This window comes from Billgrantia desiderata, assembly GCF_900108215.1.
GTDB lineage: Bacteria > Pseudomonadota > Gammaproteobacteria > Pseudomonadales > Halomonadaceae > Halomonas > Halomonas desiderata.
Map to the genome: position 1 here is coordinate 154311 of NZ_FNVC01000003.1, position 20002 is coordinate 174312.

General features: G+C 66.8%; 18 protein-coding genes and 1 riboswitch. Of the genes, 8 read left to right on the plus strand and 10 right to left on the minus strand.

Going from position 1 to position 20002, the window contains the following annotated elements; genetic code table 11:
- Positions 1-51 precede the first annotated feature (51 nt).
- Complete coding sequence (locus C4S71_RS04685; protein WP_103968365.1) at positions 52-312, plus strand: TIGR02647 family protein; 261 nt, start codon at positions 52-54, stop codon at positions 310-312.
- Positions 313-384: 72 nt separating this feature from the next.
- On the opposite strand, the gene C4S71_RS04690 is transcribed toward C4S71_RS04685, so the two are convergent.
- The gene (locus C4S71_RS04690; RefSeq protein ID WP_103968366.1) at positions 385-1239 is read right to left on the minus strand and encodes an SDR family oxidoreductase; all 855 of its coding nucleotides are present in this window, start codon (positions 1237-1239) and stop codon (positions 385-387) included.
- 376 nt (positions 1240-1615) lie between these two features.
- On the opposite strand from C4S71_RS04690, the gene C4S71_RS04695 reads away from it, so the two are divergent.
- The 5 genes from C4S71_RS04695 (at position 1616) to leuA (ending at position 5932) form a co-directional block, all read left to right on the plus strand.
- Positions 1616-2446 (plus strand): ion transporter, encoded by an 831-nt coding sequence (locus C4S71_RS04695; RefSeq protein WP_103968448.1) that lies wholly within the window; start codon positions 1616-1618, stop codon positions 2444-2446.
- Positions 2447-2511: 65 nt separating this feature from the next.
- Positions 2512-3555, plus strand: a complete 1044-nt coding sequence (locus C4S71_RS04700) for a M4 family metallopeptidase (RefSeq protein WP_103968367.1) — start codon at positions 2512-2514, stop codon at positions 3553-3555.
- Positions 3552-3893 (plus strand): protealysin inhibitor emfourin, encoded by a 342-nt coding sequence (locus tag C4S71_RS04705; RefSeq protein ID WP_103968368.1) that lies wholly within the window; start codon positions 3552-3554, stop codon positions 3891-3893. The genes C4S71_RS04700 and C4S71_RS04705 overlap by 4 nt, the downstream gene beginning before the upstream one ends.
- Positions 3894-4038: 145 nt before the next feature.
- Positions 4039-4185: a hypothetical protein gene (locus C4S71_RS22455; RefSeq protein WP_160113355.1), complete on the plus strand. Its 147-nt coding sequence runs from the start codon at positions 4039-4041 to the stop codon at positions 4183-4185.
- A gap of 40 nt (positions 4186-4225) precedes the next feature.
- Complete coding sequence (leuA, locus tag C4S71_RS04710) at positions 4226-5932, plus strand: 2-isopropylmalate synthase (protein WP_103968369.1); 1707 nt, start codon at positions 4226-4228, stop codon at positions 5930-5932.
- A gap of 142 nt (positions 5933-6074) precedes the next feature.
- On the opposite strand, the gene atzF is transcribed toward leuA, so the two are convergent.
- The 8 genes from atzF to epmB form a co-directional block, all read right to left on the minus strand.
- Positions 6075-7901, minus strand: coding sequence for an allophanate hydrolase (gene atzF, locus C4S71_RS04715; protein ID WP_103968370.1), 1827 nt, complete (start codon positions 7899-7901; stop codon positions 6075-6077).
- Entirely contained in the window at positions 7898-11506 is a 3609-nt protein-coding gene (uca, locus tag C4S71_RS04720) for an urea carboxylase (protein WP_103968371.1), read from the minus strand. The genes atzF and uca overlap by 4 nt, the downstream gene beginning before the upstream one ends.
- Positions 11507-11593: 87 nt before the next feature.
- Positions 11594-12232: an urea amidolyase associated protein UAAP2 gene (locus C4S71_RS04725; RefSeq protein WP_103968372.1), complete on the minus strand. Its 639-nt coding sequence runs from the start codon at positions 12230-12232 to the stop codon at positions 11594-11596.
- Between the two features lie 15 nt (positions 12233-12247).
- On the minus strand, positions 12248-12985 hold the full coding sequence (locus C4S71_RS04730; RefSeq protein WP_103968373.1) for an urea amidolyase associated protein UAAP1: 738 nt from the start codon (positions 12983-12985) through the stop codon (positions 12248-12250).
- Positions 12982-13776 (minus strand): ABC transporter ATP-binding protein, encoded by a 795-nt coding sequence (locus C4S71_RS04735; RefSeq protein WP_103968374.1) that lies wholly within the window; start codon positions 13774-13776, stop codon positions 12982-12984. The genes C4S71_RS04730 and C4S71_RS04735 overlap by 4 nt, the downstream gene beginning before the upstream one ends.
- Entirely contained in the window at positions 13773-14600 is an 828-nt protein-coding gene (locus tag C4S71_RS04740) for an ABC transporter permease (protein ID WP_103968375.1), read from the minus strand. The genes C4S71_RS04735 and C4S71_RS04740 overlap by 4 nt, the downstream gene beginning before the upstream one ends.
- Positions 14601-14670: 70 nt before the next feature.
- Positions 14671-15759 (minus strand): putative urea ABC transporter substrate-binding protein, encoded by a 1089-nt coding sequence (locus tag C4S71_RS04745; protein WP_103968449.1) that lies wholly within the window; start codon positions 15757-15759, stop codon positions 14671-14673.
- Positions 15760-15820: 61 nt separating this feature from the next.
- Positions 15821-15973: riboswitch (guanidine-I (ykkC/yxkD leader) on the minus strand.
- Positions 15974-16205: 232 nt separating this feature from the next.
- Entirely contained in the window at positions 16206-17252 is a 1047-nt protein-coding gene (epmB, locus tag C4S71_RS04750; protein ID WP_234244396.1) for an EF-P beta-lysylation protein EpmB, read from the minus strand.
- A 102-nt stretch (positions 17253-17354) separates the two neighbouring features.
- Between epmB and efp the strand changes: the two genes are divergently transcribed.
- Together efp and epmA are read left to right on the plus strand one after the other, a co-directional pair.
- The gene (gene efp / locus C4S71_RS04755; RefSeq protein WP_103968377.1) at positions 17355-17921 is read left to right on the plus strand and encodes an elongation factor P; all 567 of its coding nucleotides are present in this window, start codon (positions 17355-17357) and stop codon (positions 17919-17921) included.
- A gap of 89 nt (positions 17922-18010) precedes the next feature.
- Positions 18011-18997 (plus strand): EF-P lysine aminoacylase EpmA, encoded by a 987-nt coding sequence (gene epmA, locus C4S71_RS04760; protein ID WP_103968378.1) that lies wholly within the window; start codon positions 18011-18013, stop codon positions 18995-18997.
- Positions 18998-19030: 33 nt separating this feature from the next.
- On the opposite strand, the gene asd is transcribed toward epmA, so the two are convergent.
- Positions 19031-19888 carry an archaetidylserine decarboxylase gene (asd, locus tag C4S71_RS04765; RefSeq protein ID WP_103968379.1) on the minus strand — a complete coding sequence of 286 codons (858 nt, stop codon included), beginning with the start codon at positions 19886-19888 and terminating at the stop codon, positions 19031-19033.
- Positions 19889-20002: the final 114 nt, after the last annotated feature.

Sequence of the window (20002 nt, forward strand, 5' to 3'; positions counted from 1 at the left end):
GCAGTGGGAACTGGCGTACCTTCGAAGAACCCCATTGAATCGGAGGTCGCCATGGCCCAAGCGCATTTCTCCGCCGAGCTGCTGGACGAGCTGAACCTGCTCTGCCTGTACAACCTCGATACCACCCAGGCAGGCCTCAAGGTGCATGCCGGTAGCGCATCTCCCAGCGCTGTGGCCGCCGCCGAGCGGCTGTATGAGAAGGGCTTGGTGACCCAGGCCGACGGTGGCTACCTGACCCCGCGCGGGCGCGAGGCCGCCCACCACGCCCAGGAACTCACCGGACTGCTGGATCCTGCCGAGCTGACCACCTGAGCTGACTCCGATCCGCCCAGAACGACGAAGGCCGCCCGAATGGGGCGGCCTTCGTGCGTCGGGCGCTCGGGCTCAAGTGTTCAGCACCACGCCGCCGTTGAGGTGCAGCGTCTGGCCGCTCATGTAGGAGGACTCCTCGCAGGCCAGGTAGACGTAGGCCGGCCCCATCTCGGAGGGCTGGCCGGCGCGATTCATCGGCACCTGGCCGCCGAAGGAGGCGACCTTCTCGGCGTCGAAGCTGGCCGGGATCAGCGGCGTCCACACCGGACCCGGGGCCACCGAATTGACGCGAATCCCTTTCTCGGCCAGCGGTACCGCCAGCGAGCGCACCAGGCCCTGGATCGCGCCCTTGGTGGCGGTGTAGTCGATCAGCGTCGGGTTGCCCTTGAAGGCGTTGATCGACGAGGTGCAGATGATGCTGTCACCCTCGCCCATGTGGGGCAGGGCCGCCTTGGTCAGGTAGAAGTGGCTGAACACGTTGGTCTGGAAGGTGCGCTGCAGCTGATCCGGGGGGATCTCGGTGATGTCGTCCCAGTCGTACTGCTCGGCGGCGTTGTGTACCACGATGTTGAGCTTGCCGAATTCCGCCAGGGTCCTGTCGACGATCTCGTCGCAGAACGATGGCTCGCCCACGTCGCCCTTGAGCACCAGGCAGCGGCGCCCCTCGGCCTCGACGAGTTGCTGGGTGTCGCGGGCGTCGGTGTCCTCTTCCAGATGCACGATGACGCAGTCGGCGCCCTCGCGGGCGTAGTGCACCGCCACGGCACGACCGATGCCGCTGTCGCCGCCGGTGATGATCGCCACCTTGTCCTTGAGCTTGTCGGCGCCGCGGTAGCTGTCGTGGATGTACTCCGGCTGCGGGTCCATCTTGTACTCGGCGCCGGGCTGGTGGGACTGCTCCTGTGGGGGTTGCTTCTCATCGCTCATGTACTGAACTCCTTTTCCTTGGGAAGCACTTCATAAATGTCTGCGCGTGCGAATCACTGCGTTGCGCGGTGCTCGAAATCCTCACCTATAGCCCATAGGCTCCGGTTTCTGCGCTCCGTGCGCCTTGTGCTTCATCCCGCTCGCCGATTTATCAGCGCTTCCCTTGCACGTGATGACTAGAAAGTAGGCAGGAGGGTGGAAGCAGGACAAGGCGGGGAGCGTGAATAAAGGTTTCGTTGTCGTAACGTCCGGTGTTGCCATTCTCCGTGATGGGCGTTGCGCGCTTCGTGCTCGTGATACCATCGCTGCGCCCGGCCGGCGGTCCGGCGAGTGGCATCGAGTTGGAGTTTCCCAGAGCGTGTTTCCGAGAATGTCCATGAGCGCTTCCTTCGATACCTGGCGCGAGCGCTTCGAGCGTCTGCGTGCCAACAAGATCTTCGAACTCACGGTGATTGCGATCATCGTGCTCTCGGCCCTGCTGATCGGGGCGAGAACCTACGACGAGATCACCCATTTCCAGCAATGGCTGCGGGTGCTGGACGTGGCGGTCACGATCTTCTTCCTGGTGGAGATCCTGATCCGCATGGCGGCGGAGCGGCGGCTGACCGACTTCTTCAAGAAGGGCTGGAACGTCTTCGATTTCCTCATCGTCACCGCCAGCCTGATCCCCATGGACGATTCCGAGATGGTGCTGCTGGCGCGGCTGCTGCGCATCTTCCGCGTGCTGCGACTGGTGTCGATGATTCCCGAGCTGCGCCTGCTGGTGGCGGCGCTGTTCAAGTCGATCCCGCGCATGGGCTACGTGGCACTGCTGATGTTCATCATCTTCTACATCTATGCGGCCATCGGCAGCTTCCTGTTCAGCGACGTCGACGAGCGGCTGTGGGGCAACATCTCGCTGGCCATGCTGACGCTGTTCCAGGTCGCCACCTTCGAGAGCTGGGCCACGGCGGTGCTCTATCCCACCATGGAGCATTACCCCTACGCCTGGATCTTCTTCCTCACCTTCATCTTCCTCAACGCCTTCATCTTCCTCAACATGATGATCGGCATCGTACTCGACGTGATGCAGAAGGAGAGTATCCAGATCGAGCTGGAGAGCGGCGAGGGCGAGGCGGCGGAGCTGCACGGCCTGCGCGACGACGTGCGCCAGCTGCGCGATCAGCTGTCACGCATGGAGGCGATGCTCGAGCGGCGCGAAAAATAGCGCTTCCGCTATGCTCAGATGAGCGGGCTCGATGGCCGAGCCAGGTGGCAGAAGGAGAGTAAGGGATGACCGATCATTCAGCCTCGGAGGCGCGCAGCTTTCTGCCGCCCTATCTGCTCGAGCGACTCGCCAGCAGCGGCTCGGCTCACCAGCGGGAGTGTGCACGCCAGACCCTGCTGGCGGACGGCCGCTTTCGCGCCCGGGCGGGCAGCACGGCCCTGCCGCAGGGCAGCGCCCGGCGCGGCGAGCCGGCTCGCTTCGTACACTCCGCCGAGCAGCGTCAGGTGCTGCCCGGCCGGCTGGTGAGGCGCGAAGGGCAGGGAGAGAGCGGCGACCCCGCCGTCGACGAGGCGTATCAGGGGCTGGGAGCGACCTACCGGCTGTTCTGGGAAGTCTACGAACGGCACTCCATCGACGATGACGGCATGGCGTTGCTGGCCACGGTCCACTACGGTCGTGACTACGAGAACGCCTTCTGGGACGGCCGTCAGATGGTGTTCGGCGACGGTGATGGCGAACTGTTCAACCGCTTCACCATCGCCCCGGACATCATTGCCCACGAGCTGACCCATGGCGTCATCCAGCACGAAGCCGCACTGGCCTATGCGGGGCAGTCCGGGGCGCTCAACGAGTCGCTGTGCGACGTGTTCGGCAGCCTGGTCAGGCAGCGTGAATTGGGGCAGAGCGTCGACCAGGCGGACTGGCTGATCGGCAAGGGGCTGTTCACCGAGCGGGTCGCCGGCCGCGCCCTGCGCTCCATGGCCAGGCCAGGCACTGCCTACGACGACCCCCTGCTGGGGCGCGATCCGCAGCCCGATCACATGGAGGCTTTCGTGGTCACCGAAGCGGATCATGGCGGGGTGCACATCAACTCGGGCATTCCCAATCACGCCTTTCATCTGGTGGCCATGGCACTGGGCGGTCATGCCTGGGAGCGGGCCGGGCGGATCTGGTACGACACCCTCGTCGATCGCCGCCTGAATCAGGACAGCGACTTCGTCACCTTCGCCGCGCTGACCCATGACAACGCCGAGCGTCGCTATGGCGCCGCAAGCCGGGAGGCGACAGCGGTGCGCGAAGGCTGGCGGCGCGTGGGGGTGTCGCCGTGAGCCAGCCGCCGCCCCTGACGCCGACCAGTGTGGTTCGGCTGCGTCGCGAGGGGGGCGTGGCGCATTTCCCCGGCCTGGCGCGACCGCGCTGCATCCGCTGTGCCCGCGTCAGCGAGGCGCAGCGCGACGAGCTCTGGCGCCTGCTGTCCTGTGCAGAGGCCGAAGCGGGGCTGGAAGAGGGGCCCGGTGCCGACCGGCGCCGCTTCTGCCTGAGCGTGGAGGATGCCAGCGGTACCACTCTTTGGGGGCTCACCGTGGCCGAGGAGACGGTACCGCCGGCTTTGATCGAGTGGTGGCGGCGGGCCGATGACGAAGCCAAAAACGAGGGCGACCCTTGACAAGCGTCACGCAGGCTGATTTTCTAGAGGGTATGAACACGACATTTTGCTACCTCAGCCTGAACCTACGACTACTACCCGGCCTTTGAGCGTCGGGCGATGCGCTGCGCATCGCGTTTTTGTCCAGGTCAGTCGAGGTACCGAGATGTCCACCAACCGAATTGCTTTCCGCTACGTACGCCGTTTTGCCGTGACCGTGTTTGCCGTGACGGTAAAGGGTTGCGTGCGCCGTTCCGTCTATCGCCACGACGCCCCGGTATGCTCCATGCAGCCGGGGCGTTGTCGTTTCTGAATGCCGCCTATCAGAGCCGCCAGCTAGGGAGACCACCGCCATGATGCTCGACAACCCCGCCGCCAAGTACCGCCCCTTCGTCGCCGTCGATCTGCCCGACCGTCAGTGGCCGAACCGACGCATCGAAACGCCACCGCTGTGGTGCAGCGTCGATCTGCGCGATGGCAACCAGGCGTTGATCGATCCCATGGATCAGGAGCGCAAGCAGCGTTTCTTCGACCTGCTGGTGAGGATCGGCTTCAAGGAGATCGAGGTGGGCTTCCCCTCGGCCTCGCAGACCGACTTCGACTTCGTGCGCTCGCTGATCGAGAACGGCCGGGTACCGGATGACGTCACCATCCAGGTGCTGACCCAGGCGCGTCCGCACCTGATCGAGCGTACCTTCGAGTCGCTCAAGGGCGCCAAGAACGCCATCGTGCACGTCTATAACGCCACCGACCCGGTATTCCGCCGCGTGGTGTTCAATGTCAGCAAGGAGGAGTGCATCGGTATCGCGGTGGACGCCACCACCCAGATTCGCGAACTGATGGCGGCGGCGCCGGAAACCAACTGGACCTTCCAGTACTCGCCTGAGCTGTTCACCACCACCGAGATGGACTTCGCCAAGGAGGTGGTCGAGGCGGTGATGGAGGCCTACGGCGCCACGGCCGAGAAGAAGATGATCGTCAACCTGCCGGCCACGGTGGAGGCGGCCACGCCCAACAACTACGCCGATCAGGTCGAGTGGTTCTGTCGCAACGTGAAGAACCGCGATCACCTGATCGTCAGCGTGCATCCGCACAATGACCGTGGCACCGGTGTGGCGGCGGCAGAGCTCACCGTGATGGCCGGCGCCGACCGCGTCGAGGGCACGCTGTTCGGCAACGGCGAGCGCACCGGCAACGTCGACATCGTCACCTTGGCCATGAACCTCTATACCCAGGGCGTGCACCCGGGGCTCGATTTCTCCAACATCACGCCGATCATGCGTGAGGTGGAGTACTGCAACCAGCTGCCGGTGCATCCGCGCCACCCCTACGTGGGCGACCTGGTGTTCACCGCTTTCTCCGGCTCCCACCAGGATGCGATCAAGAAAGGCATGGCCGAGCGCCGCGCCAATCCGGAGGCCATGTGGGAGGTGCCCTACCTGCCTATCGACCCGCTGGACGTGGGGCGCAGCTACGAGGCGGTGATTCGCGTCAACAGTCAGTCGGGCAAGGGCGGAGTCTCCTACCTGCTCGAGCAGGAGCACGGTATCGAGCTGCCGCGCCGGCTCTCCATCGAATTCAGCCAGGTGGTGCAGGAAGTGGCCGACCGTACCGGCAAGGAGATCACCTCGCAGATGATCTACCAGGCCTTCGCCGACGAGTACCTGGAGCGCACCTCACCCTATGCGCTGGTCAACCATCGCCTCGCTTCCGAAGCCGATAGCCCCCGGGTCAAGCTCGAGGCCAACATCGACGAGCACGGCGGGCGGCGCGCCATCGGCGGCGAGGGCAACGGTCCGCTGGCGGCCTTCATCAAGGCCCTGGCAGCGGCCGGCCATGACGTGGAGATCATCGATTACCACGAGCACTCCCGCGGCCAGGGATCCGACGCCGAGGCGATCGCCTACGTGGAGGTACGCATCGACGGCAAGGCGGTGTTCGGTGTGGGCACCGACGAGAGCATCACCAGCGCCTCGATGAAGGCGGTGATGAGCGCCATCAACCGCCACGTCTCCACCCAGCCGGCGGCGGCCAACGTGACGGCAGCTTCGCTGGCTTAACAGCGCCCTTAGGCAACGAATGCCAAGTGCCTGGGAAGCAACCGGAGCCCCCGTCGACATTGCTTCGGCGAGGGGCTTCTTGTTGACGCCTGGCAGGGAGCAGAATGCATCACGCTAGGCGCTAGGCGCTAGGCGCTAGGCGCTAGGCGCTAGGCGCTAGGCTGCTGGCCAGCCAGGCCTTCCAGCCCCCGAATTGGGTGACGTCTCGGGCTTCACCACTCTCATGCAGGGCCCCGGCGCTGCAGATGAAACCACTCTTCCACTCGCCGCTGGCGAGTTCCACCTGACCCAGCCCGAGTGGCGCGGGAATCCCGGCCAGGAAACTCCCCACGCTCTCGATCGGCAGGCGCCACACTTCCACCTCGATGGCGGCGCCGCTGTCGGCATCGCGGGTCATGGCCGGGCGTGCCGGCGGCCCTCCGGCCAGCGCGTAGAGGCGGTAGCGCGGGGCGCTGGTGGTTGCCTCGACCAGCACGCCGCCGCGCTCGGTGAGCTGATGATTGAGCGGCAGGCCGTCGAGGTGTGCGCCACACACCACCAGCTCCAGAGTGCCGTTCCGGGCTGGGGGAAGGGGCGGCAGCGCCGGGCGTGGAAGACCGGTGGCGCCCAGCGGCAGGTCGAGTCGCTGCTCCAGGGCGCGACCCAGGCTGAGCAGGTCGAGGTCGGCGTAGGTTGGGCCGAACAGCGTCACCCCCACCGGCAGGCCACTGTCGGCAAAGCCGACCGGTACTGCCAGCGCGCTGTAGTCAAGCAGATTCATGAAGTTGGTCCAGGTGCCCAGCCGCGAGTTGACACTGATGGGATCGGCGGCCACCTCGGCCTTGCTGGGGTGGGTCACGGTGGTAGGTGAAAGCATCACATCCACCTTGGCGATCAGCGCATCGGCCTGGCGCTGATACTCGGCCAACTGATAGCGGGCGTCGAAGGCGTCCACGGCCAGCGGCGTGGCGCCGCCCAGGGTGATCTCACGGGTCACCGGGTGCACCGCCTGTGGGTCGCGCTCGAGCAGGTCACGGATGGCGTGGTAGCGCTCGGCCACCCAGGGCCCTTCGTAGAGCAGGCGAGCGGCGGCCAGCAACGGGCTGCAGTCGAGTTCGACCTTCTCGCCGCCCAGCGCCTCCAGTTGGGCGATGGCGGTATGCATGGCGGCGCTGTAGGTGGCATCGGTCTGCCACTGGTTCTCCTGTGGCACGCCGAAGCGGAAGCGCGCCGGGGCCTCGCCGTAGGCCTTGCCGTGGACCGCGAAGTCGTGGCGCCGCGACCAGGCGCAGTGCGGGTCGAAGGCCGCGGCGATCTCGAGCACCGCTGCGGCGTCATCGGCAGTGAGGGTGAACAGGCTGATGGTGTCGAGGGTGGCACAGGCCGGCACCACGCCGCGGGTGCTGAGCAGTCCGAGACTCGGCTTGACGCCGAACAGGTTGTGGAAGCAGGCCGGCACCCGGCCGGAGCCGGCGGTGTCGGTGCCCAGGGCGAAGCTCACCTGGCCGGCGGCGGTGGTCACCGCCGAGCCGCTGCTGGAGCCGCCGGGGATATAGGCGGCGTCGAAGGCGTTGGCCGGCACCCCGTACGCCGCCGGGGCACGCTCGCCGACCAGCCCGGTAGCGAACTGGTCGAGATTGGTCTTGCCCAGCGGCAGGGCGCCGGCGTCGATCAGCCGCTGGACAACGAAGGCGCTCTCCTCGGGGGTATAGGTGAAAGCGGGGCAGCCGGCGCTGGTCGGTACCCCGGCCAGGTCGATATTGTCCTTGATGGCGAAGGGGATGCCGAACAGCGGCAGGCTGTCAGGGGATTCCCCCGCGAGGCGCGCCAGATAAGGTTCGAGCTGATCGCGATCGAGGCGGGTGATCCAGGCGGGATCATGGCCGCGTGCATCGGCGTCGCCGAGCAGCTGTTCGACCAGCGCACGGGGTGTCAGCTCGCCCTGGCGATAGGCGGCATGCAGGCTGGCAATGGTGAGTGGTGTGGTCATGCCGTCTTCTCCTCTGCGGGTTGCAGAATCACGATGGGCTGGCCCGGGGCTACCGAGGCGCCCACCTTCAAGGGCAGGCGCGTCACGCGCCCGCCCTCGGCGGCGGTGATCTCGACTTCCATCTTCATCGACTCCACCAGGGCCACCGCCTGGCCAGCAACCACCGAGTCGCCCTCGGCGACCAGCAGCTTCCACAGGCTGCCGGTCACCGGGCTGTCGACGCCCAGCTCATGGTCGGCGAGTTCGGCGGCGTCGGCCGCCTGCGGCGCCTGGTCCTCGAAGGTGAACTGGCCGTTGGCCCGCCACTCGGCCATCTCCGCCTGGAAGGCGGTTTCGCGCCGCTCACGGAAGCGGGCGATGGCTGCCGCTTGGCGCTCCAGCTCGGCCTGGTAGTCGGCGAGCTTGAAGCGGGTGGTCTCGACCTGGAGTGGATAGCGGCCGTGAGGGAAATCGCGTCGGATCTTGGCGAGTTCCTCGTGGCTGACCTCGAAGAAGCTCAGCTGGTCGAAGAAGCGTAGCAGCCAGGGCTGGGCGAAATGCTCGGTGACCCGGTAGCGGTTCCACATCTGCAGGGTGCGGCCGACGAACTGGTAGCCGCCGGGCCCCTCCATGCCATAGACGCAGAGGTAGGCGCCACCGATGCCCACCGAGTTCTCCGCGGTCCAGGTGCGCGCCGGGTTGTACTTGGTGGTGACCAGGCGCTGGCGCGGGTCCAGCGGGGTGGCTACCGGCGCCCCCAGATAGACGTCGCCCAGCCCCATCACCAGGTAGCGGGCATCGAAGACGATATCGCGCACCTCGCGCTGGTGCTCGAGGCCGTTGATGCGGCGGATGAAGTCCAGGTTACTGGGGCACCAGGGGGCGTTCGGGCGCACCGAGCGCTGGTACTTGTCGATGGCCTCATGGCAGGCCGGATCGTCCCAGGAGAGCGGTAGGTGCACGACCCGCGACTCGACCTCCAGGGTCTCGACGTCGCGCAGCTCGCGCTCGGCCTGGGTCAGGTGGGCGAGCAGGTCGTCGAGGGCCAGCTCGCGTGGCTCGTAGTGCACCTGCAGCGAGCGGATGCCTGGCGTGAGCTCGCGCAGCCCTGGCAGCGGGTGCTCGCCGAGCCACAGCATCCAGGCATGGACCCGAAAGCGCAGCGCGATATCCAGCTCCATGGCGCCGAACTCGATCAGCAGGAAGTCGTCCCCGGCGCGGCGATAAAGTATCCGCTCGCCGGCCTCTGCGGCGGGCACGTCGCGCAGCAGCGGGGTGTCGCGCTGCTCGGCAAGAGCAGCAGCCGGTTGCGCGATCAGGTTGTCGAGCTGGGCCAGCTGGCGCGCCTCGAGCTGACGCGCGGTGGCCAGGCTGACCGGCACGAAGCGCACTTTGTCGCCCGCGGCCAGCTGGCCGAGTTTCCAGCGCTCGGCACGCACCACCGTGGCCGGACAGACGAAGCCGCCCAGCGACGGGCCGTCCGGGCCGAGGATCACCGGCATATCGCCGGTGAAATCGATGGTGCCGAAGGCGTAGGCGTTGTCGTGAATATTGGAGGGGTGCAGCCCCGCTTCGCCGCCGTCGGCCCGGGCCCATTCGGGACGTGGACCAATCAGCCGCACCCCGGTGCGGCTGGAGTTGTAGTGGACTTCCCAGTGGTGCTCAAAGAACGCATCGATATCACCCTCGGTAAAGAAGTCCGGGGCGCCGTGGGGGCCGTAGAGCACCGCAATCTGCCAGGTCTGGCCCTCTTCGCCGATGGCCGGTATCAGGCGACTATCGAGCCGACGGTGCTCGATGGCGACTTGCTCGGGCAGGTCGAGCATATCGCCGCTGCGCAGGGCGCGACCGCCGTGGCCGCCGAACTGCCCGAGGGTGAAAGTGCTGCGCGACCCCAGGTAGAGCGGGCAGTCGATGCCGCCGCGTACCAGCAGGTAGGCGCGGGCGCCGGCACTGGCCTTGCCCAGCTTGAGGGTGGCACCGGCGGGGATATCGAGCACCTGCCAGAAATCCACCGGCTCACCGTCGAGAGTGGCGGGCAGCGCCGCGCCGGCGAGTACCACCTGGGTAGCGCGATGGAAGCGCAGGGTGGGTCCGGTAAGGGTGATCTCCAGGCCGGCGGCCTCGGCGGGGTTGTCGAGCAGGCGGTTGCCGAGCCGGAATGACCAGTCGTCGAAGGGCCCCGACGGCGGCACGCCCACGTCCCAGTGGCCCTGGCGACCCGGATGATCCTGAATCGTGGTCATGGTGCCTGGAGCCAGCACCTCGACCACCGGCGGTGCCCAGTCGAGATCGGCCAGCCAGCGGGTGTGGATCTCGGCGCCCTGGAAGCGCGGGTCGCGCAGCACATGAGAGAGCCAGCGACGGTTGGTGGCGATACCGTAGACGCTGGCGGCATCCAGCGCCTTGGCCAACCGTGCGCAGGCCGTCGCCCGGTCTTCGGCGTGAACGATGACCTTGGCCAGCATTGGGTCGAACAGCGCCGAGATCTCGAGGCCCGCCTCGATGGCGGCGTCGACGCGCAGGCCCTCTCCACGGGGGAAGCTGACCTCGGTGAGCAGGCCGGCGCTGGGGCGGAAATCGTGCAGCGGGTCCTCGGCGTAGAGCCGCGCCTGCACGGCGTGACCGCGGGGTGCCAGGTCGCGGCTCAGCGCCAGCAGGTTGGGCAGCTCGCCGGCGCCGAGTCGCACCATCCACTCGACGATATCCACGCCCCACACCTCCTCGGTGACGCCGTGCTCGACCTGCAGCCGGGTGTTGACCTCGAGGAAATAGAAGGTCTGGCGCTGGGCGTCGTAGATGAACTCCACGGTGCCGGCGCTGCGGTAGGCCACCGCCTTGCCGAGGCGAACGGCGGTGGCGTGCAGTGCCTGGCGCACGCTGTCGGGCAGGTCGGGGGCGGGGCACTCCTCGAGCACCTTTTGGTGGCGACGCTGGGTCGAGCAGTCGCGCTCGCCAAGCGCCACCACCCGGCCCTGGCCGTCGCCGAACAGCTGTACCTCCAGATGGCGGGCGCGGGGGATATAGGCCTCGACGAAGACACCGCCATCACCGAAGTTACGCTCGCCGAGGCCGCGCACCGAATCGAAGGCGCGGGCCATCTCGGCGGCATCCTGGCACACCTGCATGCCGATCCCGCCGCCGCCGGCGGTGGACTTGAGCATCACCGGGTAACCGATGCGCTGGGCCTCGGCGAGGGCCGCTTCGGCGTCGTCGAGCAGCCCGGAGCCGGGCACCAGCGGCACCTCGGCGCGCTCGGCGAGCAGCCGCGCCTCATGCTTGAGGCCGAAGCCGCGGATCTGTTCGGCGGTTGGCCCGAGGAATACCAGCCCGGCGGCCTCGCAGGCGTCGATGAAGCGAGTGTTCTCGGAGAGGAAGCCGTAGCCGGGGTGCACCGCCTGGGCGCCGCTGTCGCGGGCGATGGCGATCAGCTTGTCGATATCCAGGTAGGTGTCGGCGGCCGCGCCGTCGCCCAGTGAGTAGGCCTCATCGGCCTGGTAGACATAGGGCGCGTCGCGATCGGCTTCGGCGTATACCACCACCGAGCCGACGCCGAGCCGCTTTAGGGTGCGCAGGATGCGGGCGGCGATGGCGCCGCGATTGGCAATCAGAACCTTGCTAAACATATTGCCTTGTCCATCAACGGTGCGGGTCGTCCCGCGTCCGAGAAAATAGCCGCCGGGGTCGTCCCCGGGGTCAACGCCAGCAGGTGACTAGTCCCACACCAGCAGCTCGACGGGAGTCGGGTTGTAGCCGTTGCAGGGATTGTTGAGCTGCGGGCAGTTGGAGAGCAGCACGATCACGTCCATCTCGGCGACCATCTCCACGTACTTGCCGGGGGCCGAGATACCGTCCTCGAAGGTCAGCCCGCCCTCGGCGGTTACCGGTACGTTCATGAAGAAGTTGATGTTGTGGGTGATGTCGCGCTTGGTCAGGCCATACTCCGGATAGTCGGCGATGGCTTGCATCCAGTTGTCGCGGCAGGAGTGCATATGCCGCTTCTCGAGGTCGTAGCGCACGGTATTGCTCTCGCTGGCGCAGGCGCCGCCCAGGGTGTCGTGGCGGCCGCAGGTATCGGCGGTGATGGTCAGCATGGTGCGGCCTTCACTGGAGATCAGCCGGGTGCCCGCCGTTAGGTAAACCGCCCCCTGTTCGCGCAGGGTGTCCATGGCGCTGTAGCGCTCGCTGGTGTCGTGGGCGTTGTAGAACAGGGTATCGGCGGCCTGGTTGCCCTCCAGGTCGAGGATGCGCAGGGTCTGGCCGGCCTTAATGGTGCCGATGTAGTGATCGCCGGCGTCCACCGTGATGCGACTCACGGCGTTGTCGGGGCGCAGGGTGCTTTCGATGATCATGCGGTGCATCCTCCCTCAGAGGCCCAGGTGGTAGAGGCGGTTGTTCTCGAAGCCGCGGGCGTTCTCGGGCCGCGAGCGGTAGCAGACGTCGTGCTCGTCCGGCGGCGCTGCGACGCCCAGGCGGATATCCACGCCGCGGCGTGGGTAGTCGGGGCTGGGGTCGAGCGGATGAGGGCAGGTGTGCAGCAGCACCAGGGTGTCCATCTCGAAGCGCAGCGTGACGCTGTCGCCGGCCTGGCAGTGGTCGGGCACATAGTGCAGCTGGCCGTCGGCGTTGCTCTCCACCCGCGAGAAGAGGTTGAGGTTGGCGGCGAGATCCCGGCGACCCAGCCCATACTTGGCCAGCTCCACCAGAAAGGCGTCGTGGCCGCTGCGGGTCCAGTCGTTGTGGGCCTGCTGGTAGCTCACCGGCTGCCAGCCCTTGGCGACCAGGTGGTGGCGCATCAGGTTGCCGCCGACGCTGTCGTGCCAGCCCAGGTCGTCGTGGATGATCGAGGCGAAGATGCGCCCCATGTCGGAGTAGAGGCAGTGGCCCTGGGTCAGTTTGAAGGTGTGCTGGCACTTCAGGGTGTCGGGCAGATTGAGGCGCTCGAGCAGGTTCTCGGGGTTGTAGCAGAGTAGGCCGACATTGGCGTTGGTCGCGCCGGCGGCAAGCGTCAGGGTGGTGCCACGGCGCAGGCGCAGCGACCAGTGGTGGCCGCCGGGCAGGTGGGTGGTGTAGAGCGCGTCGCTTGGCTCAGCGGGGCGTGTCATAGCAGCGTCTCCTGGGTTAGGGTCTTAAGGCCGCGCTCGGCGAAGCGGGCCGACAGGTCCGCCGGCGGCTGGCGCTCGCCGATCGGCAGGTCATAGGTGATGGTGGCGCCGAACGCCTCGGGGGCCTGTGGGTCGTGGCGCAGCTTGTCGAACACCCACAGCCGGGTGCCCAGCGCGAAGGCTTCCTTGAGGTCGTGGGTGATCATGAAGATGGTCAGCTGCTGCTCCTTCCACAGGGTCAGGATCAGCTCGTGCATGTCCCGGCGGATGCCCGGGTCGAGGGCGCCGAAGGGCTCATCGAGCAGCAGGATACGCGGACGCATCATCAGTGCCTGGGCGATGGCCAAGCGCTGCTGCATGCCGCCGGAAAGCTCGTGGGGGTACTTGCCGAGGGCGTTGGCCAGGCCGACTTCTTCGATACGCGCCATGGCCTTGTCCCGCGCCTGGCGACGGGCGGTGCCGAAACTCTTGCCCAGCCAGCGCGACTGGCTGAGCTCCTCGGCGATCATCACGTTGCCGAGCACGGTGAGGTGGGGGAACACCGAGTACTTCTGGAACACCACGCCGCGGTCCGGGCCCGGCTCTTCCGGGATCGGCCGCTGGTCGAGGGTGAGCGATCCGCGGGAGATGCGCTCGGTGCCCAGCAGCATCTTGAGGAAGGTGGTCTTGCCACAGCCCGAGGCCCCCACCAGGGTAACGAACTCGCCGGCCTCGACGCGGAAGTCGAGGCGCTCGAGCACGACGTGGTCGCCGTAGTGCTTCTCCAGGCGCTTGGCTTCGAGCAGGCTCATGGCTTGTCTCCCTCTTCGGCGTGGTACCAGGGGAAGGCGAGTCGCGAGGTGCGCGCCAGCAGCTGGTCGAGCAGGAAGGCCAGCAGGGTGATCCAGGCCACGTAGGGCAGGATCACATCCATCGACAGGTAGCGACGCACCAGGAAGATGCGATAGCCCAAGCCTTCCTGGGCGGCGATGGCCTCGGCGGCGATCAGGAACAGCCAGGCCGTGCCCAGCGCCAGCCGAGTGGCGTTGAGCAGCCTCGGCGTCAACTGCGGCAGGAGTACCCGAACCAGCACCTGCCAGGAGTTGCCGCCCAGGGTCTGGGCCTTGATCAGCTGTTCGTCGGGCAGGCGCAGGGCGTGGCCCTGGAGGTCGCGAATCAGGAAGGGCGTCACCCCGATCACGATCAGCGCGATCTTGGCGGCCTCCCCGGTGCCGAAGGCGATGAACAGGATCGGCAGAATCGCCATGGGCGGAATCAGCGAGATCACCGTCACCAGCGGCGAGAACTTGGCGCGGATCAGCGGCAGGCCACCGTTGATGAGCCCCACGCTGAGGCCGATCAGCGCGCTGATGGCGACCCCGATCAGCAGCCGTTCGAGGCTGGCGAAGGTATCCGCCCAGAGCACGACCTGCCCGGTGCGCTGATTCTCCTCGCTGGCCATGATGTAGAAGGTGTTGGCCATGGTCGCCGGGGCCGGCAGCAGCCGATCATTGGGATTCTCGGCGAGCCGCGCATTGGAGAGGCTCAGGTAGACCATCGCCACGACCAGGAAGGGCAGCAGGCCCAGCAGCCAGCGGCCACCGCGGGAGGGGGTGAGATTGATCAGGCGTTTCATGAAGGCTCCACGTCAGGGTAAGGGGGCAAGCGAGCTGCCCACTGGGGGCAACTCACTCCTGACGGCTGGCTTACTGTTGTGCGTCGATATAGGCCTGGGTGAAGCTCGGGTCGAAGCGCAGCTTGATGTTGCCCTCGTCGCCGAATATGCCCTGTGGGGTCTCGATTCCCACCACGCCGGGATCGGGCGCCATGTCGCCGAGCAGGCCGTGTTCGAAGCTGAACTCGGCGACCCGCTGCATGGTCTCGAGCAGGTCGTCGCTCTCGATCAGCTCGAGGGCCTCGGCGGGATCGGTGTAGAGGTAGGTGGCGTCGAGCTGGGCGCGATAGCCCGCAAGGTCGGTGCCGGCGGCCTCGGCCATTTGCGAGAGCGCCTCTTCATCCTCTTCTGCCATCAGCGCCATGGTCTCGTACCAGGCGCCGACCAGGGCGTGGCCAAGTTCGGGGTAGTCGGCCAGGGTCTGGGTATTGACCACCATCAGGTCGAGGATCTCGCCGGGAATCTCGCTCGAATCGAAGGCCAGGGTGCTGCCTTCGAGCTCGGTCACGGTGGAGAGTTGGGGGTTCCAGGTCACCACCGCGTCGATGCTGTCGCGGCTGGCGAACAGCCCGGCGATATCGGCGTCGCCGGTATTGACGGTGGAGACATCGCGCTCGCTCATGCCGACGCTGTCGAGCGCCCGGGCCAGCAGGTAGTGGGAGACACTGAACTGCACCAGGTTGACGTCACGTCCGGCGATGTCCTCGAGGCTGTCGGCATTCTTCAGCACCACGCCGTCGTTGCCGTCGGAGTAGTCGCCTACGATCAGCGCGGTGGAGTCGACGCCGCTGGCGGCGGGAATGGTCAGGGCGTCCATATTGGTCATGGCGCAGCCGTCGACGTTGCCGGAGGTGAACTGGTTGATCGATTCGACGTAGTCGTTGACCTGGATGATGTCGATCTCGATACCGTACTGCTCGGCCCAGCGATCGACGATGCCTGCCTCGTCGGCATAGCCCCAGGGCATCCAGCCGGCATAGATCGACCAGCAGACGCTGAACTGGTCGCGTTCCTGGGCCTGTAGGGGGGCGGTACTCAGGGCAGAGACCATCAGCGTGGTGGTGATGGCGGCGGCGAGGGGGAGTCGCTTGGCGGAGCGGGGACGCAGTGGCTGGGACATGGTGGCCTCCAATGGGCTCGAGAAAATGTCGGGGGGCATCGGCGCATCCTGCTGCACCTTATCCTCCCGGGCTTTTCTCCCGCCGTGTAACCTTGCGCCTCGAAGTGGAGTGCCCCTGCGAGCACCTCATCTCTTGCGCCGGGTCGACAGCTCTCGGACCAGTCATCGCATCGGGGTAAGTGGTGATGCGATCGGAACCCTAGCCGTCCATTGGAAACTGAATTGTCTGGCAGCCGATGATGCACTACCGATACCCCGTATCTCCCTGTTCAAGGCAAGATGAATGCCCGAGGCGAGGTTATCGTCGGTTAAACAGCAGCTTGAAGGTGTCTGGTTGCTCGTGTTGTCAGGCAGCGGCGGCATCGTCGCTTATTGTTGGTGCAAAAGCCGCACCGAATGTATTGATATGGTGCGCCGAAGTGGCGCGTGTACCCGGTTTGGGCTCGCTAAAGCGGCGTCTTGCTTGCCTCGCCGGGGATCTCCCTGACCAGGCGTGGCATCAGGAAGCCCGGCAGCACCTCCCGCAGGCCCGCGACCAGTTCGCGGGCCTCTTCGTCGGGCACGTCGAAATGCGCCGCGCCCGCCACCGGGTCGAGCACGTGCAGGTAGTAGGGCAGCACGCCGGCCTCGAACAGCCGCTCCGAGAGCTCGGCCAGCGACTCGACCGAGTCGTTGATGCCGCGCAGCAGCACGCTCTGGTTGAGCAGGGTGACCCCTGCGTTCTTTAGCCGTTCACAGGCCTCGACCACTGCCTGATCGATCTCGTTGGCATGGTTGATGTGCAGCACCATCACCTTCTGCAGCCGGGTGTTGCCGAGCCAGTCGAGCAGGACGTCGTCGACGCGATCCGGGATCACCACCGGCAGGCGGGTGTGAAGGCGCAGGCGCTCGAGATGGGGAATCGCCTCGAGGCGCTCGACGAGCCAGGCCAACTGGCGGTCGCTGGCGGCCAGCGGGTCACCGCCGGAGAGGATCGCCTCCCGGATGCTCGGGTCGCTGCGCAGCGTGTCCAGCGAGCCCTCCCACTGCGCGCGAGAGGGGCTGTTGGCGTCGTAGGGGAAGTGACGGCGGAAGCAGTAGCGGCAGTTCACCGCGCAGGCGGGGCTCGCAATCAGCAGCACGCGGCCGGCGTACTTGTGAATCAGCCCCGGCCCCGGCGTGTGCGCGGCCTCTTCCAGCGGATCGGCTACGTAGCCGGGTACGCTCTCGCCCTCGGCACTCAGCGGCAGCACCTGGCGCAGCAGAGGGTCGTGGGGATCGCCGGGGCGCATGCGCGCCAGGAACGCCTCGGGCACGCGCACCTCGAACAGCGCGTGACCGCCCTCGGCGCCGGGCAGCCAGGTGTCGTCCAGCCCCAGGCGCCGGCACAGCTCGCGCGGGTCGCGAATCGCCCGCGACAGCTGATTCTGCCAGGCGCTCTGCAGCGTCAAGGGCGTCACGTCAGCGCCCGGCGTTTCCGGTCTCTGCAAAAGGGCGGAGCTTCGGGTTATCATGCGGCACACCAGTCACAATGGGGCGAGGGTTCGATTCCTCGTCGTACGGTACGTTGCGCGTCCGGAGCCTACCGCGGCGCGCCCGATCATTCGAGAGGCAACATGGCTAGCTATTCTACCAACGAATTCAAGGGCGGTCTGAAGGTGATGCTGGACGGCGACCCCTGCGCGATCGTCGAGAACGAATTCGTCAAGCCGGGCAAGGGCCAGGCGTTCAACCGCGTGAAGCTGCGCAACCTGATCACCGGCCGCGTGTGGGAGCGCACCTTCAAGTCGGGCGAGAGCCTGGAAGGCGCCGACGTGGTGGACCTGGAGATGGAGTATCTCTACACCGACGGCGACATGTGGCACTTCATGAAGACCGACGGTTCCTTCGAGCAGTACGCGGTGGAGAAGAAGGCGCTGGGCGATACCGCCAAGTGGCTCAAGGAGCAGGTGGTCTACACCGTGACGCTGTGGAACGACAACGCCATCAGCGTGACGCCGCCCAACTTCATCGAGCTGGAAGTGGTCGAGACCGACCCGGGCCTGAAGGGCGATACCGCCCAGGGCGGCTCCAAGCCGGCCACGCTCTCTTCCGGCGCCGTGGTGCGGGTGCCGCTGTTCATCAACCAGGGTGAAGTGCTGAAAGTCGATACTCGCTCTGGTGAGTACGTTTCTAGAGCATAAAGGGCTGGCGTGCGGCGCCGCCGACAAGCCGCGGTTCAACGTAGGCCACGCTATTCCGGCGTGGCCTTCATCATTGTGGAGACCGTGTCATGGCAACTGACTGGCGCCCCACGGCGAGTATCGAGACGCTGCGCGAGCGGGCGCGGCTGCTGGCCGAGGTGCGGAGGTTCTTCGCTGCGCGCGGTGTGCTGGAGGTGGAAACGCCGGTGCTGGGCCACGGCGGCAGCACCGACGTGCACCTGGCCTCGCTGTCGCTGGCGGCGACCACGCCGGCGGGGCGCGAGCGGCTGTGGCTGCAGACGTCACCTGAGTTCCACATGAAGCGGCTGTTGGCCGCAGGTAGCGGGCCGATCTTCCAGCTCGCCCGCAGCTTTCGCGACGGTGAGGTGGGCGGGCGACACAACATCGAGTTCACCATGCTGGAGTGGTATCGCCCGGGCTTCTCTCTCGACGCGCTGATCGAGGAGACCGTGGCGCTGATTCGTCAGGTGCTCGGTCAAAAATCGGGGGGTGAGGCAGGGTCGCTGCGCCGACGGCGCTACCGCGAGCTGTTCCGCGAGGCGCTGGAGCTCGACCCCTTCGGCGTCGAGCTCGGTGAGCTGCGGCGGCTGGCCGGCCAGCGCGGTGGCCTCGACATGGGCGATGCCGCCCGCGACGACTGCCTCGACCTGCTGATGAGCCTGGTCATCGAACCCACCCTGGGGCGCGAGGGAATCGACGTGGTGGTGGACTACCCGGCGAGCCAGGCGGCCCTGGCGCGGCGCCATCGCGACCCGGAGGATGGCGAGTGGGTCGCCTCGCGCTTCGAGGTCTATCTTGCCGGGCTGGAGCTCGCCAACGGCTACGACGAGCTCACCGATGCCGACGAGCAGCGTGAGCGCTTCGCCGAGGACAACGCCGCCCGGCGACAGCTGGGCCTGCCCGAAGTGGACGTCGACCGGCGCCTGCTGGCCGCGCTGGAGCACGGCATGCCGGACGGCAGCGGCGTGGCGCTGGGCATCGACCGGTTGATTCAGCTGGCGCTAGGGAAAACGAGCGTGGCGGAGGTGATGGCTTTCGCCACGCCCAATTGCTGATACAGGCTTCGTCTGAAAGCCGGCGGGCGAAGCCTAGACGAACGCCGGGCCGGGATCGGGCACCCCACCCAGCGACTGACCCATGCTGACCTTGGTCTTGGGGGCCAGCGCGGCGTCGAAATCGACCTTGCCGCCGAAGGCCAGCACCACCGTGGAGCCGAGCTTGAAGCGACCCATCTCCGCCCCGCGCTCCAGGTGGATCGGCTGGTCGAAGCGGATGCGCTGCACCTGGCCCGAGAGCGGCGTGACCTGGCCGGCCCACACCGTCTCGATGGCGGCGACGATCATGGCGCCGACCAGCACCACGGCCATGGGGCCGTGCTCGGTATCGAAGTGGCACACCAGGCGCTCGTTGCGGGCGAACAGGTTGGGCACGTGGTCGGTGGTGGCGGCGTTGACCGAGAACAGCCGCCCCGGCACGTAGACCATCTCGGTCAGGGTGCCGGCCAGCGGCATGTGCACGCGGTGGTAATCCTTGGGCGAGAGGTAGACGTTGGCATAGCTGCCGCCGCTGTAGCGCTTGGCTGCCTCGGCGTCGCCGCCCAGCAGGTCGATCATCGAGAAGCGGTGCCCCTTGGCCTGCAGCAGCTTGTCGGCCTCGACGGGGCCGAACTGGGACAGGTTGCCGTCGGCAGGGCACAGCAGGCCCTCGCCCAGGGGGCGGGCGTCCGGCTTCAGCTCGCGGGTGAAGAAGTCGTTGAAGGTGGCATAGGCGGTGGGATCCGGCTCGGCGGCCTCGCCCATGTCGACCTTGAACACCTTGATGAAGGCGCGGATCAGCGCATTCTTGAGCCAGGCCACGCGGGTTTCGGCTAGGCAGCCCACCAGCCGCGAGAGCAGGTGATGGGGAATCGGATACTGGATCAGGGCGAAGAACTTGGCAGGGGTCACGAAGGAGTCATTCCTCAAGAGGGGGTGGAAGAAAGAAGAAGGAAGAGGGAAGAAGGAAGAGGCGAGCCCTTGCCCTGCCAGGTGCAAAGCACTGATCTTCCCTCTTCGAGCGGC

Coding starts and splice junctions, on each gene's coding strand:
- uca (WP_103968371.1), bottom strand. CDS start 11,506: ATGTTTAGCAAGGTTCTGATTGCCAATCGCGGCGCCATCGCCGCCCGC.
- C4S71_RS04700 (WP_103968367.1), top strand. CDS start 2,512: ATGACCGATCATTCAGCCTCGGAGGCGCGCAGCTTTCTGCCGCCCTAT.
- leuA (WP_103968369.1), top strand. CDS start 4,226: ATGATGCTCGACAACCCCGCCGCCAAGTACCGCCCCTTCGTCGCCGTC.
- C4S71_RS04740 (WP_103968375.1), bottom strand. CDS start 14,600: ATGAAACGCCTGATCAATCTCACCCCCTCCCGCGGTGGCCGCTGGCTG.
- epmA (WP_103968378.1), top strand. CDS start 18,011: ATGGCAACTGACTGGCGCCCCACGGCGAGTATCGAGACGCTGCGCGAG.
- C4S71_RS04745 (WP_103968449.1), bottom strand. CDS start 15,759: ATGTCCCAGCCACTGCGTCCCCGCTCCGCCAAGCGACTCCCCCTCGCC.
- C4S71_RS22455 (WP_160113355.1), top strand. CDS start 4,039: ATGTCCACCAACCGAATTGCTTTCCGCTACGTACGCCGTTTTGCCGTG.
- C4S71_RS04685 (WP_103968365.1), top strand. CDS start 52: ATGGCCCAAGCGCATTTCTCCGCCGAGCTGCTGGACGAGCTGAACCTG.
- C4S71_RS04725 (WP_103968372.1), bottom strand. CDS start 12,232: ATGATCATCGAAAGCACCCTGCGCCCCGACAACGCCGTGAGTCGCATC.
- atzF (WP_103968370.1), bottom strand. CDS start 7,901: ATGACCACACCACTCACCATTGCCAGCCTGCATGCCGCCTATCGCCAG.
- C4S71_RS04735 (WP_103968374.1), bottom strand. CDS start 13,776: ATGAGCCTGCTCGAAGCCAAGCGCCTGGAGAAGCACTACGGCGACCAC.
- C4S71_RS04730 (WP_103968373.1), bottom strand. CDS start 12,985: ATGACACGCCCCGCTGAGCCAAGCGACGCGCTCTACACCACCCACCTG.
- epmB (WP_234244396.1), bottom strand. CDS start 17,252: ATGATAACCCGAAGCTCCGCCCTTTTGCAGAGACCGGAAACGCCGGGC.
- efp (WP_103968377.1), top strand. CDS start 17,355: ATGGCTAGCTATTCTACCAACGAATTCAAGGGCGGTCTGAAGGTGATG.
- C4S71_RS04695 (WP_103968448.1), top strand. CDS start 1,616: ATGAGCGCTTCCTTCGATACCTGGCGCGAGCGCTTCGAGCGTCTGCGT.
- C4S71_RS04690 (WP_103968366.1), bottom strand. CDS start 1,239: ATGAGCGATGAGAAGCAACCCCCACAGGAGCAGTCCCACCAGCCCGGC.